9 protein-coding genes are annotated in these 16,379 nt (G+C 64.7%); 5 read left to right on the forward strand and 4 right to left on the reverse strand.

Going from position 1 to position 16,379, the window contains the following annotated elements; all coding sequences use genetic code 11:
* Positions 1-26 precede the first annotated feature (26 nt).
* Positions 27-1,709, forward strand: coding sequence for a heparinase II/III family protein (locus AC1Q6Z_RS17215; protein ID WP_492648672.1), 1,683 nt, complete (start codon positions 27-29; stop codon positions 1,707-1,709).
* Positions 1,710-1,809: 100 nt separating this feature from the next.
* Positions 1,810-3,420, forward strand: a complete 1,611-nt coding sequence (purH, locus tag AC1Q6Z_RS17220) for a bifunctional phosphoribosylaminoimidazolecarboxamide formyltransferase/IMP cyclohydrolase (RefSeq protein ID WP_492648673.1) — start codon at positions 1,810-1,812, stop codon at positions 3,418-3,420.
* A gap of 188 nt (positions 3,421-3,608) precedes the next feature.
* On the opposite strand, the gene AC1Q6Z_RS17225 is transcribed toward purH, so the two are convergent.
* A complete protein-coding gene (locus tag AC1Q6Z_RS17225) occupies positions 3,609-4,988 on the reverse strand; it encodes an MFS transporter (protein ID WP_492648674.1) in 1,380 nt (459 codons plus the stop codon).
* An 89-nt stretch (positions 4,989-5,077) separates the two neighbouring features.
* The gene (locus tag AC1Q6Z_RS17230) at positions 5,078-9,859 is read right to left on the reverse strand and encodes an NAD-glutamate dehydrogenase (protein WP_492648675.1); all 4,782 of its coding nucleotides are present in this window, start codon (positions 9,857-9,859) and stop codon (positions 5,078-5,080) included.
* Positions 9,860-10,136: 277 nt separating this feature from the next.
* Here AC1Q6Z_RS17230 and pdxY point away from each other — a divergent pair, with 277 nt between their 5' ends.
* Positions 10,137-11,012 (forward strand): pyridoxal kinase PdxY, encoded by an 876-nt coding sequence (gene pdxY / locus AC1Q6Z_RS17235; RefSeq protein WP_492648676.1) that lies wholly within the window; start codon positions 10,137-10,139, stop codon positions 11,010-11,012.
* A gap of 91 nt (positions 11,013-11,103) precedes the next feature.
* Positions 11,104-11,745: a carbonic anhydrase gene (locus AC1Q6Z_RS17240; protein ID WP_439618588.1), complete on the forward strand. Its 642-nt coding sequence runs from the start codon at positions 11,104-11,106 to the stop codon at positions 11,743-11,745.
* Positions 11,746-11,903: 158 nt separating this feature from the next.
* Here AC1Q6Z_RS17240 and AC1Q6Z_RS17245 read toward each other — a convergent pair whose 3' ends face one another.
* Both AC1Q6Z_RS17245 and AC1Q6Z_RS17250 read right to left on the reverse strand, forming a co-directional pair.
* Positions 11,904-12,725: a lytic murein transglycosylase gene (locus AC1Q6Z_RS17245; RefSeq protein ID WP_256120483.1), complete on the reverse strand. Its 822-nt coding sequence runs from the start codon at positions 12,723-12,725 to the stop codon at positions 11,904-11,906.
* Between the two features lie 236 nt (positions 12,726-12,961).
* Positions 12,962-13,996 (reverse strand): aspartate-semialdehyde dehydrogenase, encoded by a 1,035-nt coding sequence (locus AC1Q6Z_RS17250; protein ID WP_439626621.1) that lies wholly within the window; start codon positions 13,994-13,996, stop codon positions 12,962-12,964.
* 492 nt (positions 13,997-14,488) lie between these two features.
* Here AC1Q6Z_RS17250 and AC1Q6Z_RS17255 point away from each other — a divergent pair, with 492 nt between their 5' ends.
* Entirely contained in the window at positions 14,489-16,378 is a 1,890-nt protein-coding gene (locus tag AC1Q6Z_RS17255) for an MFS transporter (RefSeq protein ID WP_256120484.1), read from the forward strand.
* Position 16,379: the final 1 nt, after the last annotated feature.

A 16,379-nucleotide genomic window follows, 5' to 3' on the forward strand; every position in this document is an offset into this window, starting at 1 on the left:
ATAGGTTCAGGAGGCATTCGTTAACCATGCAGCTTTCCGACAGGCAGCGGCTACTCTATCTGTATATGCGTGAGGGTTGGCGCCGTTTCTCGCGCAGGCTTGCCTTGGGGCGAATCAGCGCCATGCGCTTTTCCGGCGGCACGCCGGACCGGCTGATCGTTGCGCCGACGGACCTGCATCCGGCCGATCTCTTCGCCGGCGAAGAAATCGTCGGCGGGCGCTTTCCGCTCGCCGGGCGCATTCTCGAATGCGAGGGCGAATCACCCTTCGCGCTGGAGCTTCCCTCGGAAGAATTCGCCGTCCGCCTGCATTCCTTCGGCTGGCTGCGCCATATGCGCCTGGTCGATCCGGAAAAGGCGGCGCTGACGGCCCGCTTCATCGTCGATGACTGGTTGCAGAGCCACGGCCGTTACATCGGCGGGCTGGCCTGGCGGCCGGATGTCGCCGCGCAGCGCATCATTGCGTGGCTCTCCCATTCGCCGGTCGTGCTGAAGGATGCCGATTACCCCTTCTATCGCCGCTTCCTGAAGAGCCTCGCCTTCCAGGTGCGTTACCTTCGCCACGTCGCCGATACGACGCGCGACGGCGAGCCGCGGCTGCGGGTGCGCATCGCGCTCGCCATGGCCTCCATCGCCATGCCGGCCTCCCCCTCGCGCATGCGCAAGGCCGCACGCCATCTCGATGAGGAACTCGACCGGCAGATCCTTCCCGATGGCGGCCATTGCTCGCGCAATCCGCGGGCAGCGCTCGACGTGCTGCTCGACCTGCTGCCGCTGCGCCAGACCTATGTCAATCTCGGCCATGACATGCCGGCGCAGCTCATTCCCTGCATCGACCGCATCTATCCGGCGCTGCGCTTCTTCCGCCACCAGGGCGGCGAACTCGCCCTCTTCAACGGCGCGACCTATACGCTGGCGCACGAGCTGATGTCGGCGCTGCGCTACGACGAGACCGGCGGCGCGCCCTTCAAGGCCCTGCCGTCGAGCAATTACGATCGCCTGGCGGTGAAGGAGACGGTCGTGCTGATGGATACCGGCGTGCCGCGCTCGGTCGATCTTTCGGCAACCGCCGCCGCTGGCGCGCTGTCCCTCGAAATGTCTTCCGGAAAGAACCGCTTCATCGTCAATTCCGGCAGGCCGCGTTTTGCCGGCGAGGCGCTGCGACAACTGTCGCGCACCACGGCGGCCCATTCGGTCGCGACGCTCAACGACACGTCCTCCGCACGCATCTCCACCTCGCGCTTCATAGGCCCGATCGTCGTCGGCGGCATTTCCAAGGTCGATGTGTCGCGCGCCGAGCGCCAGTCCGGCGCCGACAGCGTGACGGCGACGCATGACGGCTACCTCAAGCGCTTCGGCCTGCTCTATGAGCGCGACATCCTCGTCGCCGCGACGGGCAGCGAAATCCGCGGCCGGGAGCGCTTCTACAAGCCGAGCGACCCGGACGGCGCCATCGAGAAGGGCACGGCGGTGGTGCGCTTCCACATCCACCCGACCATCCAGCTGTACCGGGTCTCCGCCAACGAGACGCGGCTCATCGCGGTGGATGGCGAGGCCTGGGCGCTGACCTGCGTCGACGTGCCGGTCGAGGAGGAGGAGGACGTGTTTTTCGCCGATCCCTCCGGCGTGCGCGCCTCGCGCCAGCTGACGCTCACCATGCCGCTGGCCAGGGTGGCGGAAATTCAATGGTCGCTGGCGCGACAACGCTGAGAGGTCAGGACGTTTCGCGGTTTTCTCGCGGGCGCGCCTGTGATAACGGGGCGCATGACCATCCGGCCCCTCCCTCCCGGGCCGCAGAACGGAGCGCCCCATGGCCGTCATTTCCAAGAAAATCCCCGCCCCCGATCGCGTCGCCATCCGCACGGCGCTGCTCTCCGTGTCCGACAAGGCCGGTATCGTCGATCTCGCCCGCGCAATGGCCGAAAAGGGCGTGCGGCTGCTGTCGACCGGCGGCACCCACAAGACACTCAGCGACGCCGGCCTCGCGGTGACCGACGTTTCAGAGGTGACGGGCTTTCCGGAGATCATGGACGGCCGCGTCAAGACGCTGCATCCCGCCGTGCATGGCGGCCTGCTGGCGATCCGCGACGATGCGGAACATGTTGAGGCGATGAAGGCGCACGGCATCGGCGCGATCGACCTCGCCGTCATCAACCTCTACCCGTTCGAAGAGGTGCGCGCCAAGGGCGGCGACTACCCGACGACCGTCGAAAACATCGATATCGGCGGCCCGGCGATGATCCGCGCCTCCGCCAAGAACCACGCCTATGTGACCATCGTCACCGATCCGGCGGACTACCCTGCCCTCATCGAGGAACTCGCCGACGGTTCGACCTCCTATGCCTTCCGCCAGCGTCTCGCGGCCAAGGCCTATGCCCGCACGGCGGCCTATGACGCCGCGATTTCCAACTGGTTTGCCGAAGCGCTCGACATCGCCATGCCGCGCCACCGCGTGCTCGGCGGCGTGCTGAAGGAGGAGATGCGCTACGGCGAGAACCCGCACCAGAAGGCGGGCTTCTACGTCACCGGCGAGAACCGTCCCGGCGTGGCGACGGCGACGCTGCTGCAGGGCAAGCAGCTTTCCTACAACAATATCAATGATACCGACGCCGCCTTCGAGCTCGTCGCCGAGTTCCTGCCGGAAAACGGCCCGGCCTGCGCGATCATCAAGCATGCCAATCCCTGCGGTGTGGCCACCGGCAAGACGCTGAAGGATGCCTATGCAAGGGCGCTCGCCTGCGACCCGGTCTCGGCCTTCGGCGGCATCATCGCGCTCAATTCGACGCTCGACGGCGAGACGGCGGAAGAGATCGTCAAGCTGTTCACCGAGGTGATCATCGCGCCGGATGCGGACGAGAAGGCGCGCGCCGTCATCGCCGGCAAGCCGAACCTGCGCCTGCTGGTCACCGGTGCCCTGCCCGATCCGCGCACGCCCGGCCTTTCCGCCAAGACGGTCTCCGGCGGATTGCTCGTGCAGAGCCGCGATAACGGCATGGTCGAGGATCTCGAGCTGAAGGTCGTCACCAAGCGCGCACCGACGACGCAGGAACTGGTGGACATGAAGTTCGCCTTCAAGGTCGCCAAGCACGTCAAGTCGAATGCCGTGGTCTATGCCAAGGATGGCCAGACCGCCGGCATCGGCGCCGGCCAGATGAGCCGTGTCGATTCGGCCCGCATCGCCGGCCTGAAGGCCGAGGATGCCGCCAAGGCGATGGGCCTTGCCGAGCCGCTGACGCGCGGATCGGCCGTCGCCTCGGAAGCCTTCCTGCCCTTCGCCGACGGCCTGCTTTCGGCAATTGCCGCGGGTGCCACGGCCGTCATCCAGCCGGGCGGCTCGATGCGTGATGCGGACGTGATTGCCGCCGCCGACGAGGCCGGTGTCGCCATGGTCTTCACCGGCATGCGCCACTTCCGGCATTGAGCCGGATTCTTCGCCGGGTTTAAAACGCCGGCGTTAACCGCAACCCCTCCTCCGTCATGCTCGGGCTTGACCCGAGCATCCACCGCAGCGGACGAGACGTGGATCCTCGGCTCAAGGCCGAGGATGACGTTGGGGGTGCGGCAAGGTTGTCATGAAGCTGACGCCCCGCTTGCGGGGCGTTTTGCGTTTCAGGCCTTGTTGGCCGGATAGGGCGTGCGCAGCAGGAGCAGGAAACCGACGACGAGGAAGGCGATCAGCGCCATCATGCCGATGCGAGCGGAGCCGGTTGCGGTGGTAATGAGGGCGACGGAGAGCGGGGCGAGGAAGGACGTGGCGCGGCCGGACAGGGCGTAGAGGCCGAAATAGCGGCCTGCTTCATCCGGATGGATGCTCTGGGCGAGATAGGAGCGGGCGGAGGCCTGCACTGGGCCGAAGGCGACGCCGATCAACAGGCCGTAGAGGATATAGGCCTTTTCCGCAGCGGTGGCGAACAGGCCGCCGGAATCGGCGGTCGGCAGCGGGATCAGGCCGAACAGGGTGAAGCCGGGACCGGTGGAGACGATGCCGACGGTGGCGATGGTCAGGCAAACGAGGCTCACCACCACGACGGTCTTCGAGCCGAGGCGCTTGTCCAGCCGGCTGGCATAGAGGCAGCCGCCGATCGCCACCACGTTGAGAATGATGCCGTAGATGCCAAGTTCGAACGTCTGCCAGGCGAACATGCCGGCGGCGAAGGTGCCGCCCAGCGCCAAGAGGCCGTTGACGCCGTCCTGGTAGATCATGCGGGCGATGAGGAAGCGCAGGATGCCGGGCTTCTTCTTGAGATCGCGCAGCGTTGCGGAAAGGTCGGCGAGGCCGGCGCGCACGGCGGCGGCGATCGGCAAACCCTTCTCTTGGTCCGGCGTGAAGAAGAACATCGGCAGGATGAAGACGAGATACCAGAGTGCCGAGATCGGCCCGGTGATGCGGGCATCCTCGCCGGCGGCAGCGTCGAGGCCGAAGAGCGGCGCGATGCCGATTGCCGTCTTGCCGGTCTCGGGATTGGCGGCGAGAAGGGCGACGACGGCGATCAGCACGATCATGCCGCCGAGATAGCCGAGGCCCCAGGCGATGTTGGAGATGCGGCCGGCATCCTCCGGACGCACGAGACGCGGCATCATCGAATCGTTGAAAACGATGGAGAATTCGGCCGCGACTGTCGCCAGCACGATCATCGCCATGGCGAACAGCAGGCCCGAGCCCGGTGCGGCATACCAGAGTGCGGCGAGCGACAGGATCTTGATCACCGCAAAGACAGCTATCCAGGGCTTTCTCGCGCCGGAGGCATCGGCAATCGAGCCCATGATGGGGGCGAGCAGCGCGATCAGGATGCCGGAAAGCGTGAGCGTATAGCTCCAGGCCGCCTGGCCTGCGGCGTGGTCCTCGGTGAGGCGCGAGACGAGGTAGGGGCCGAAGATGAAGGTGGTGATGACCGTGAAGAAGGGTTGCGCCGCCCAGTCGAACAGCATCCAGCCCGTGATGCCGGCCCGGCTTGTGCGCGGCTCCCGGCTTTCCGTCGCGATCGTCATCGCCCCTCCAATTCGCGGGGGCGACGACTGTGCGCCCGTCCGATGCCGGCTAACGGAGCCTTCGCTCCATCAGCCGGCACGGGACTTTGTCACTTCGACCGTGCCTGTGCAAGGTCGCTCAGGATGCCGGCGGCGACGCTCACCTTGGCGAGCGTGGCTTCGCCCGTTTCGGTTAGCGCCGAGAGGTTTGCCGTCACGCGGGCGAGCCGTTCCTTGTCTGCCTGCTGCCAGGTCGCAAGCGGCGCCTTGTCGCCCTTGTGGCCGGTCAGCACGACGCTCGCGAGATCCCGGCGGGCATTGGCGATGTCGGTGAGGCTGCGCTGCAGGGCGAGCGACTCGTAGAGATCGCCGGTCGGGATGCGGCTTGCCGCGGAAAGCAGCCGGCCGATATTGAGCGCCGCGCTGATGCCGGCAAAGGTCTGCGCCGTCTTGCCCAGCGTGTCGCCGGTCGCCGATGCGATCAGCATCACTTCCGGCACGAAGGTCAGCATGGAGAGCGTGGCGATCTCCTCCGCCAGCTCCGCCGGCACGCCCTCGTCCTCATAGGCATGGGCCTTGCGGCGCGCCTCGTCGCCGGCCGCTTCCGAGATCAGCGTCGAGAGCTGCGGGCGAAGTTGCTTCAGGGCCTGCTTGAGCTTGTGCACCGCCTGGTCCAGCGGGCCGGACACGGCGCCGGTCGTCAGCAGCAAGCTGGTGACGGTGGCGTAGATGCGGCCGATTTCCTCATAGAGCTCGTTCTGCACCGCGCCTGCCACCAGGGTGTCGAGCGCGTCGACGCCGGCATAGAGGGCTGCGAGGCCATAACCATCGCGGGCGATGACGGCGGCCTTCACGGCATCCGCCGGGCCGAAGCCGGTGCCGTCGGTCAAGGAATTGATGAAGGCCGGGCCGCCGCGGTTGATCACCTCGTTGGCGAGGATCGTCGCGATGATCTCGCGGCGCAGGCGATGCGAGCGGATGTCGTCGCCATAGGTCTTCTGCATCTTCGCCGGGAAGTAGCTGATCAGCGTCGGCTCGAAATAGGGCTCGTCCGGCAGCCCGGTGTGCACGAGTTCGTCGAACAGCACGAGCTTGGCATAGGAGAGCAGCACGCCGATCTCCGGCCGGGTCAGCGGCTTGCCGGCCTGGTAGCGCTCGGCGACCGTGCGGTCGTCGGGCAGCGTCTCGACCTTGCGGTTGAGCTGGCCGGCGGCCTCGAAGCGGTCCATCAGGCGCGTCAGCGGCGCGCGGTTGGCGGCGCCCTGCTTTTCCGTCAGCGAAATCGCCAGCGATTGCAGGTAGTTGTTGCGCAGTACGAGGTGGCCCACCTCGTCCGTCATCGAGGCGAGCAGCACGTTGCGCTTGGCGCGCGTCAGCCGCTCGTCACGCATGGCGGAGGCGAGCGCGATCTTGATGTTGACCTCGACGTCCGACGAATTCACGCCGGCCGAGTTGTCGATGGCATCCGAGTTGCAGCGTCCGCCCTTCATGGCGAAGGCGATGCGGCCGCGCTGGGTGACGCCGAGGTTAGCGCCCTCGCCGATCACTTTTGCACGAAGATCGTCGGCAACGATGCGGATAGGGTCGTTGGCGCGGTCGCCGACTTCGGCGTCCGTCTCGTTCTGGCCGCGGATATAGGTGCCGATGCCGCCGAACCACATCAGGTCGACCGGCGCCTTGAGGATCGCCGTCATGATCTCGAACGGCGTCGCCTTGGCCTTGTCGATGCCGATAACCGCCATGGCTTCCGCCGTCAGCGTCACGGATTTTTCCGTGCGCGGAATGATCATCGCGCCCTTGGAGAGCACCGAACGGTCATAGTCCTGCCAGCTGGATCGCGGCAGAGCGAACATGCGGCGGCGTTCGGCGAAGGACGTATCGGTATCCGGATTCGGATCGATGAAGATGTCGCGGTGATCGAAGGCGGCCACGAGCCGGATCTTGCGCGAGAGCAGCATGCCGTTGCCGAAGACGTCGCCCGACATGTCGCCGACGCCGGCGACGGTGAAGGGCGTCTTCTGGATGTCGATATTCATCTCGCGGAAGTGGCGCTTGACGGTTTCCCAGGCGCCGCGGGCGGTGATGCCCATCTTCTTGTGGTCGTAGCCGGCCGAGCCGCCCGACGCGAAGGCGTCGTCGAGCCAGAAATCGGCTTCCTGCGCCAACCCGTTCGCCGTGTCGGAGAAGGTCGCCGTGCCCTTGTCGGCGGCGACGACGAAATAGGGATCATCGCCATCGAGGCGGACCGTATCGGCCGGCGGCACGACGTCCTGGCCGACGATGTTGTCGGTGACGGAGAGCAGCGTGCGGATATAGGTCTTGTAGGCCTCGGTGCCGGCCTTAAAGATGGCGTCGCGGCTGCCGCCGGCGGGAAGTTGCTTCGGATAGAAGCCGCCCTTGGCGCCGACCGGCACGATGACCGAGTTTTTCACCTGCTGCGCCTTTACCAGGCCCAGCACTTCCGTACGGTAGTCCTGCGCGCGATCCGACCAACGCAGGCCGCCGCGGGCGACCTTGCCGAAGCGCAGGTGCACGCCTTCCACCTCGGCGCCGTAGACGAAGATCTCGCGGAAAGGCCGCGGCTCCGGCAGGCCGTCCAGCGCCTTCGGATCGAGCTTGATCGCCAGCGTCTTGCGCGGCTTGCCGTCGGCGTCGCGCTGGAAATAGTTGGTGCGCAGCGTCGCCTGGATGGCGTTGACGTAGCGGCGGAGAATCCGGTCCTCGTCGAGGCTCGGCACGTTTGCCAGCGCCTCTTCGATCGCCGTGGCCGTCTCGCCGTTCTTCTTCTCGCGCTGGCGATCCGAAAACTTCGGGTCGAGGCGCGTCTTGAACAGGCGGAACAGGTTGGTGGCGATCGGCGGGTATTTGTTCAGCGTATCGGCGATATAGCCCTGCGAATAGGGAATGCCGGTCTGGCGCAGGTAGCGCGAATAGGTGCGCAGCGCCATGATCTCGCGGGCGGAAATGCCGGCGGTCAGGATGAGGCGGTTCAGCGCGTCGTCGTCGACCTCGCCATGCCAGGCCGCCAGAAACGCTTCCTCCAGCATCGGGCTCAGCTTGTCGAGATTGATCTCGATGCCGTCGCGATGCTTGAGTTCCATGTCGTGCAGGATGACGCGGCGCTGTTCCCCGTCGAAACCGGCGACCGTGAGATCATGCGTCTGTTCGCTGACGACGTTGAAGCCAAGGTTTTCCAGCAGGGGCACGCGGCGCGACAGCGAAACGGGCTCGCCGGCATGGAAGATCTTCAGCTCGACCGTGCTGAGGTCGGTGTTCCAGGCCTTGCGGTAAAAGGAAATGCGGATCGGGTTGTCCGGCGTCGCCGTCGAGATGAGGGCGAGGTCGGCATGGGCCTCGGCGGGCGTGAAGTCCTCCTGGTAGCCGCGGTCGGTGACGAGGCGCAGGCCATCGCCGCCGGAGAGCGTTTCGAAGCGGTCGGTCCAGCGCGTGGCGATCTCGCGCACGGCCTGTTCCAGCTTCGGCTGCGGAATGCGCGGCGTCTTGCCGCCGGAGCGGCCGATGATGAAGTGCACGCGGGCAAGCCCACCTTCCGGGAAAGCCGGGTAATAGGCGGAGACGCGGCCATCGTAAGCCGACTTCAGATAGTTGCCGATCTTTTCGCGCACGTCGGAATCATATTGTTCGCGCGGCACGTAGACGATGACGGAGACGAAGCGGTCGAAACGGTCGATGCGCGGCAGCACGCGGATGCGCGGGCGGTCGGACAGTTCGTTGATCTGCTCGCAGAAGGTGGCGAGCAGGCCGGTGTCTATCTGGAAGAGATCGTCGCGCGGATAGGATTCCAGCGTGTTGATCAGCATCTTGCCGGAATGGCTCTTCGGGTCGTAGCCGAAATGCTCGATGACCTGAGCCACCTTGGAGCGCAGCAGCGGGATCTGGCCGGCGGCATGCGTATAGGCGGTGGAGGTGAAGAGGCCGACGATGCGCAGTTCGCCGATCACCTTGCCCTTCTCGTTGAACCGCTTCAGGCCGATATAATCCATATAGGCGCGGCGGTGCACGAGGGATTTCACATTGGCCTTGGTGACGATCAGGAAGTCCGGGCCTTCGAGGAATTCGAGGATTTCCGGCGTCGTCGTCACGGCGTCCTTGCCGAGACGCAGCACGCGCACGTCGGGGTCGGACAGGATGCCGAGCCCTTCGCCGCCGCGCTCCACGGTCGCCTGCTCGCCCTTGCCGGAATAGCTGTATTCCCGCATGCCGAGGAAGGTGAAGTTGTTGCCGCGCAGCCAGGTCATGAAGGCGAGCGCTTCATCCTTGTCGGCCTTGGCCTTGGCGTAACGCTCCATGTCGGCCATGGCGCTGTCGAGCTTTTCCACCATGGCCGGCCAGTCGTCGACGGCCTGGTGGACCTGGTTCAGAACAGTGTTCACGCGCTCGACGAGCAAGGCGGCCTCGCCCGGTGCCAGTTCCGACAGGTGGATCTCGATATGGCTGACCCGGTGCGCCGGGTCGCTTTCCTCGTCCGGCGAGAAGAGTTTCGGCGTTTCGCCGGGGGTCACGACGAGGATCGGGTGGACCGCGAGGTGGATGTCGCGGTGTGTGCTCGTCACTTCGCCCATCACCGAATCGTAGAGGAACGGCTGGTTGCGGTCGGTGACCGAGAGCACGGAGACGGGTTCGCCCTCCGGGCGAACCTCCGGCAGCGTGGTGACGGTGACGCGCGGCGTCGCACCGTCCCAGGCCTCGATTTCGGCCATGGCATGGGCGGCGGCAACCGCCAGCATCGGGCCGGTATAAAGCTCGATGTCGTCCTTGCTGGCACGCCCGAACAGGATGTCGGGGTTCAGTGTCTTTGCGCCGAGGGCGGCAGCAGCAGCCTTTGCGGCTTCGATGTGTTTTTCTCGTTTCACGTTGGTCCGGGCACCCATGGAATTCTCCCTCGAATCCGATGGCCGGACGTTAGCAGAAGAAAAAATACCTGCGACGAAATTTGTGGAATCGTCAGAAAATTCAATCGATTTTGTCCGGAATAGGTCAGTTACACTGTCGTTTCGCCCAGGAATTCCTGTTTTTTTGACGAAAAGACGTCACAAACCGGCCGCGCGGGGCGATCGGCGGTGTCACGCAAGGGGCGAACGGCAGGGCAGGCGTTGACAGGCTTGGACCCCCTTGTCATCACTCGACGGGATGAAAGGGAGCCGGCTTATGAACGAGAGCGACAAGGGCACGGTCATCGTGATTTCGAGCCATGTGGTGCGCGGCACGGTCGGCAACCGCGCCGCCGTCTTCGCGCTCGAGACGCTCGGGCACCCGGTCTGGGCGCTGCCGACGGTCATCCTGCCCTGGCATCCGGGACACGGAAAATCGACCCGCGTGGCGATCTCGGCGGAAGATTTCGACGCGATGATCTCCGACCTTTTGCGCGCGCCCTGGCGCGGCGAGGTGAAGGCGGTGTTGTCGGGCTATCTCGGCAGTGCCGCGCAGGTCGCTTCCGTGGCGCGCCTCGTTTCTGGGCTCCAGGCGGAAAATCCGGACCTTCTCTATATGTGCGATCCGGTCTGCGGCGATGAGAGCGGCCTCTATATCGCGGAAGAAACGGCGGTGGCGATCCGCGACCGGCTGATCCCGCTCGCCTCGATCGCCACGCCCAACCGGTTCGAGCTGGCCTGGCTTTCCGGCGCGCCGCTGGAAACCAATGCGGCGGTCATGGAGGCGGCGCTGTCGCTCGGCCCGTCGCGCATGCTGGTCACCTCCTCGCTGCCGCTGATGGCGGGCAGCACGGGCAATCTCTATCTCTCCGGACGCAGCGCGCTTCTGGCGGAACACCGCCTCGTGCCCAACCCGCCGAACGGCACTGGCGACTTGCTTTCGGCGATCTTCCTCTCCCGGCTGATGGAGGGCCTGGCGGAAGAACGGGCGCTGATGATGGCGACGGCCAGCGTCTTCGAGATCGTCGCGCGCACCGCCAAGCGCGGTGCCGACGAGCTGACGCTGGAACAGGATGCCGGCAGCATTTCCACGCCCATGGCCATGGTGCACATGCGCCGCCTCCTGCATCCGGCGCAGACCAAACGGCCCTGAATCGTCTTGCGCCATCCCGTGCGGAGTGGTTTATGCACATCCGGATGGGGCCTCATCCGGCAGATCGTTTGCACGGGGGTATTTTGACACCATGAACAGCTTTCCCGACCGTCTTCTGAATGGCTACCGCAATTTCATGTCCGGCCGTTATGCCGAACAGTCGGCGCGCTACCGGGCGCTGGCCGAGACCGGCCAGAAGCCGAAGACGCTGGTGATTGCCTGTTGTGACTCCCGGGCAGCACCCGAGACGATCTTCGACAGCGGACCGGGCGAACTCTTCGTGATCCGCAACGTCGCCAACCTCGTGCCGCCCTATGAGCCGGACGGGCAGTACCACTCGACGTCGGCAGCGCTTGAATTCGCCGTGCAGTCGCTGAAGGTCAGCGATATCGTGGTGATGGGCCATGGCCGCTGCGGCGGTATTTCGGCAGCGCTCGCGCTCGATGCCGAGCCGCTCTCGCCCGGCGACTTCATCGGCAAGTGGATGGGCATGCTAAGGCCTGTCGCCGAACAGATCCAGGGTGCCGAACTCCTGACGCAGGCGGAACGCCAGCGCGCGCTCGAGCGCGTCTCGATCCGCAACTCGCTCGCCAATCTCAGAACCTTCCCCTGCGTGCGCATCCTGGAAGAAAAGGGCCGGCTGCAGCTGCATGGCTCGTGGTTCGACATCTCGACCGGCGAGCTCTGGATCATGGACGCCAAGACCGGCGATTTCGTGCGCCCCGGCACGTAAAGAAAAACCCGGCCTGGTTTCCCGCCGGGTTCTGACTTGCCGATAGCTTCACCTCATTCTCCAACGTCATCCTCGGGCTTGACCCGAGGATCCACGCGGCACTCGCGGCTGGATGGTCGGGTCAAGCCCGACCATGACAAAAGAGAGGGAACCGGCGATTATTCGCCGTCGATTTCCGCGCCGATGATGGCGATCGCGCGCTGGTATACGCTCGCTGCGTTCCAGCCCTGCAGGGCGCCGAAATTGCCCTGGCCCGGCTGGTAGCCGCCACCGGCGCTCCAGCCGTGGCCGCGCAGGAAGTTTGCGGTGGAAGCGAGCGCGTCGGCCTTCGAGCCGACGAGGTCGATGCGGCCGTTGCCGTCGCCGTCGACGGCATATTTCAGCACGTTTGCCGGCAGGAACTGCGTCTGGCCGATTTCGCCATGGGCAGCACCGCGTGCGGACGTCGAGAGAATGCCCTTCTGGACGAGCTGCATCGTGGCGTTGAGCTGGTTGGTGAAATATTCCGAACGGCGGCAGTCATAGGCGAGCGTCGCCACGGCCGAGATCGTGTGTTCCTTGCCGAGGAAGCCGCCGAAGCCGGTTTCCATGCCCCAGATGGCCAAGAGCGGGCCGGCCGGCACGCCGTAACGGCCCTCGATGCGCTCGAACAGCGCCGCGTTCTGCTTCTTCAGGCCCTTGCCGCGGCGGATGATCGCCTGGCCGCCACGCTTCTGCATGAACTGTTCGAGGGAGAGTTTGAAACTCTTCTGGCCGCGGTCGGCGCGGATCGTCGCGCGGGCATAGCTGACATTAGCGAATGCCTTGTCGAGCGTGGCGCGGTTGATGCCGCGGCCGGCGGCCTCGTCCTTGTATGCCTCTACCCAGGCCGGAAAACCGCCTGCATCGTTGCCGCACTTGGCAGCTTCAGCCGCCGCCGGCACCGCTGCCGTGGCGATCATTGCGGCCAGCACCTTGGCCACGCTCCGTGTCATGCCCATGAAAAACCCCGTGATCTAAGTCAAATTCCGCTGCGGGAGCATGCCATGCCCCGCCGTTCCTGTCATCGCACCTTGCCGTGAAGCCGTTCCGGCCTGTCCGCCGGCATGGTTCAAAGCAAAGTCCCGATCGTTCTCAAACGGAACAACCGGGACTTTTATTTAAAATTGGTTACCGGAACGTTGCCACATTTGCCAGAAACGCGGAAACACTCCAATTTTACCGTCCGCTCCCGTGATCAGGCAGCCTGCTTCTTCGCCTTGATCAGGCCGCGGGCGACGAGCAGTTCCGCGATCTGGATGGCGTTGAGCGCGGCACCCTTGCGCAGGTTGTCGGAAACGACCCAGATGTTGAGGCCGTTTTCGACGGTCGCGTCCTCGCGGATGCGCGAGATGTAAGTGGCGTCTTCACCGGCCGATTCGTACGGCGTGATGTAGCCGCCGTTCTCGTGCTTGTCGATGACCTGGCAACCCGGCGCCTCGCGCAGAATCTCGCGGGCCTCGTCCGCCGTGATCTCGTTTTCGAATTCGATGTTGACCGATTCGGAATGGCCGATGAAGACGGGCACGCGCACGGCCGTGCAGGTCACCTTGATCTTCGGGTCGAGGATCTTCTTGGTTTCGGCCAGAACCTTCCACTCTTCCTTCGTGTAGCCGTCTTCCATAAACGAATCGATGTGCGGAATGACGTTGAAGGCGATGCGCTTGGTGAACTTCTTCGATTCGACCGGATCGGCGACGAAGACGGCGCGGGTCTGCTGGAAGAGCTCGTCCATGCCTTCCTTGCCGGCGCCGGAAACGGACTGATAGGTCGAGACGACGACGCGCTTGATCGTGGCGCGGTCATGCAGCGGCTTCAGCGCGACGACGAGCTGGGCGGTCGAGCAATTGGGGTTGGCGATGATGTTCTTGCGGGTGAACATCGCGATCGCGTCGGGGTTCACTTCCGGAACGACCAGCGGAACGTCGGCGTCGTAGCGCCAGGCCGAGGAATTGTCGATGACGACGCAGCCCTTGGCGCCGATCTTCGGCGAATACTTCTGGGAAACCGTGCCGCCGGCCGACATCAGGCAAATGTCCGTATCGGAGAAGTCGTAGTTTTCCAGGTTCTGGACCTTCAGCGTCTTGTCGCCGAAGGAGACTTCGGTGCCGAGCGAACGGCTGGACGCAAGGGCCACGACTTCGTCGGCCGGGAAGCCGCGCTCGGCCAGGATGTTCAGCATTTCACGGCCGACATTGCCGGTCGCGCCGGCGATTGCGATCTTGAAACCCATACTCATGCTCTCTTTCTCTGTCTCTCCGCGGGTTCTGGAGGGAAACCCGCCGGCCTCGACGCGGGTTTCGGTCCCCGGCCATACCGGGGAGAGAGCGGTGGGCCAGAGACGTCAGACGGTTTTCGTCGTCGTTTTGGCCGTTGTTTTGGAAATGGATGCGCAATGGCGAACCCGTCCGGCGTTGAAGGCCGGATCGATCATGCTGGCGATGGTGAGACCAAGGCGGGACATGGCGGTTCCTTTGCGTGGGTGCTGAATACGCTCATCTCACGAAGAGTCAAGCCTTGCGCGTGCGCAAAGCGGCGCTTCGGCGAAGACGTCTCATCTTCGACCAAAGTCGTACACCCAAAGTCATAAGCCCAAAGCAGCGCTGCTGTCACAGTTCTTTTTCTGCCATCCTTCCAATCAGGCGCACCCTGTCCTGGGTTTTAAGGGAGAAACTCCGGACGATCATGGGCTGCCCGACACGCCGTTTTTGTGGAGGACAATGAAATGGCAAATGTTTCGACAGTGGGCGCGGCCAAATCGACGCCCATGACCGGCGAGCAGAAGAAGGTGATCTTCGCCTCTTCGCTCGGCACTGTTTTCGAATGGTATGATTTCTACCTTTACGGTTCCTTGGCGATCTATATTGGCGCCACCTTCTTCAGCCAGTATCCTGAAACGACGCGCAATATCTTCGCGCTTTTGGCCTTTGCTGCGGGCTTCCTCGTGCGTCCGTTCGGCGCGCTGGTGTTCGGCCGCCTCGGCGACCTCGTCGGCCGCAAATATACCTTCCTCGTCACCATCCTGATCATGGGCTTCTCGACCTTCGTGGTCGGCCTTTTGCCCGGTGCCGCCACCATCGGCATCGCCGCTCCGATCATCCTGATCATCCTGCGCATGCTCCAGGGCCTGGCGCTCGGTGGTGAATATGGCGGTGCCGCGACCTACGTCGCCGAGCACGCCCCGGACGGCAAGCGCGGTTACTTCACCTCGTGGATCCAGACGACGGCGACGCTCGGCCTGTTCCTCTCGCTGGTGGTCATCCTGCTGGTCCAGTTCATTCTCGGCAAGGAAGCCTTCGCCGAATGGGGCTGGCGCATTCCGTTCCTGCTTTCGGCCATCCTGCTCGGCGTTTCCGTCTGGATTCGTCTGAAGATGAACGAATCGCCGGCTTTTGCGAAGATGAAGGAAGAAGGCAAGGGCTCCAAGGCACCGCTGACGGAAGCCTTCGGCCAGTGGCGCAATGCCAAGATCGCGCTGCTCGCGCTGTTCGGTGCCGTCGTCGGCCAGGCCGTCGTCTGGTATTCCGGCCAGTTCTACGCGCTGTTCTTCCTGACCGGCGTACTGAAGGTGGACGGCCAGTCGGCCAATATCATGGTCGCCTGCTCGCTGCTCATCGGCACCGGCTTCTTCGTGCTGTTCGGCTGGCTGTCGGACAAGATCGGCCGCAAGCCGATCATCATGGCCGGCCTGCTGCTCGCCATGCTCACCTACTTCCCGCTGTTCAAGGCCATGACCTGGGCCGGCAACCCGGCGCTCGCTCAGGCGCAGGAATCGATCCGTGCGACGGTCACCGCCGCCCCGGGCGATTGCAAGTTCCAGTTCAACCCGACGGGCACGGCGAAGTTCACCACCTCGTGCGATATCGCGACGTCGTTCCTGACCCGCAACTCGGTGCCCTATGACGTCGTCGCCACGGCGGCTGCCGGCACGGCTGCGACCGTCAAGATCGGCGACAAGACGATCAACAGCTACGACGCCATCGCTTCGGCCGACCAGGCCAAGGCGCTCGACGCTGCCTTCCAGAAGGAAACCAACCTTGCCCTGCAGGCCGGCGGTTACCCGCTGGTGCGCGGCGCGATCAAGGTGCCGGACTCCAAGCTCGACGCCTTCGTCGCAGCCAACCCGGAACTCGCGCTCGATGCCGCCGCGATCCGCGCCGGCGAGAAGGCGACGACGCCCGCTGCCGACCTCGTCACCGCCAAGCTGCTGACGGCCGAAGAAGCCGCTGGCGTCACCGAGATGGCGGTCTACACGGTCGACAAGGGCGGTGCCTTCACCATGGTCGCCGATCCGGCAAACGTGAACTGGATCATGACCATCGCCGTGCTGACGGTCCTCGTGATCTACGTCACGATGGTCTACGGCCCGATCGCCGCCCTGCTGGTCGAACTTTTCCCGACCCGCATCCGCTACACCGGCATGTCGCTGCCCTACCATATCGGCAACGGCTGGTTCGGCGGCCTGCTTCCGGCAACGGCCTTCGCGATGAGCGCTGCCCAGGGCGATATCTACTACGGCCTCTGGTATCCGATCGTGTTCGCCGGCATCACGCTGGTCATCGGTCTCCTGTTCCTGCCGGAAACCAAGGACCGCGACATCCACGCCATGGATTGAT

Source organism: Shinella sp. GW835-FHT14H05, from assembly GCF_058793575.1.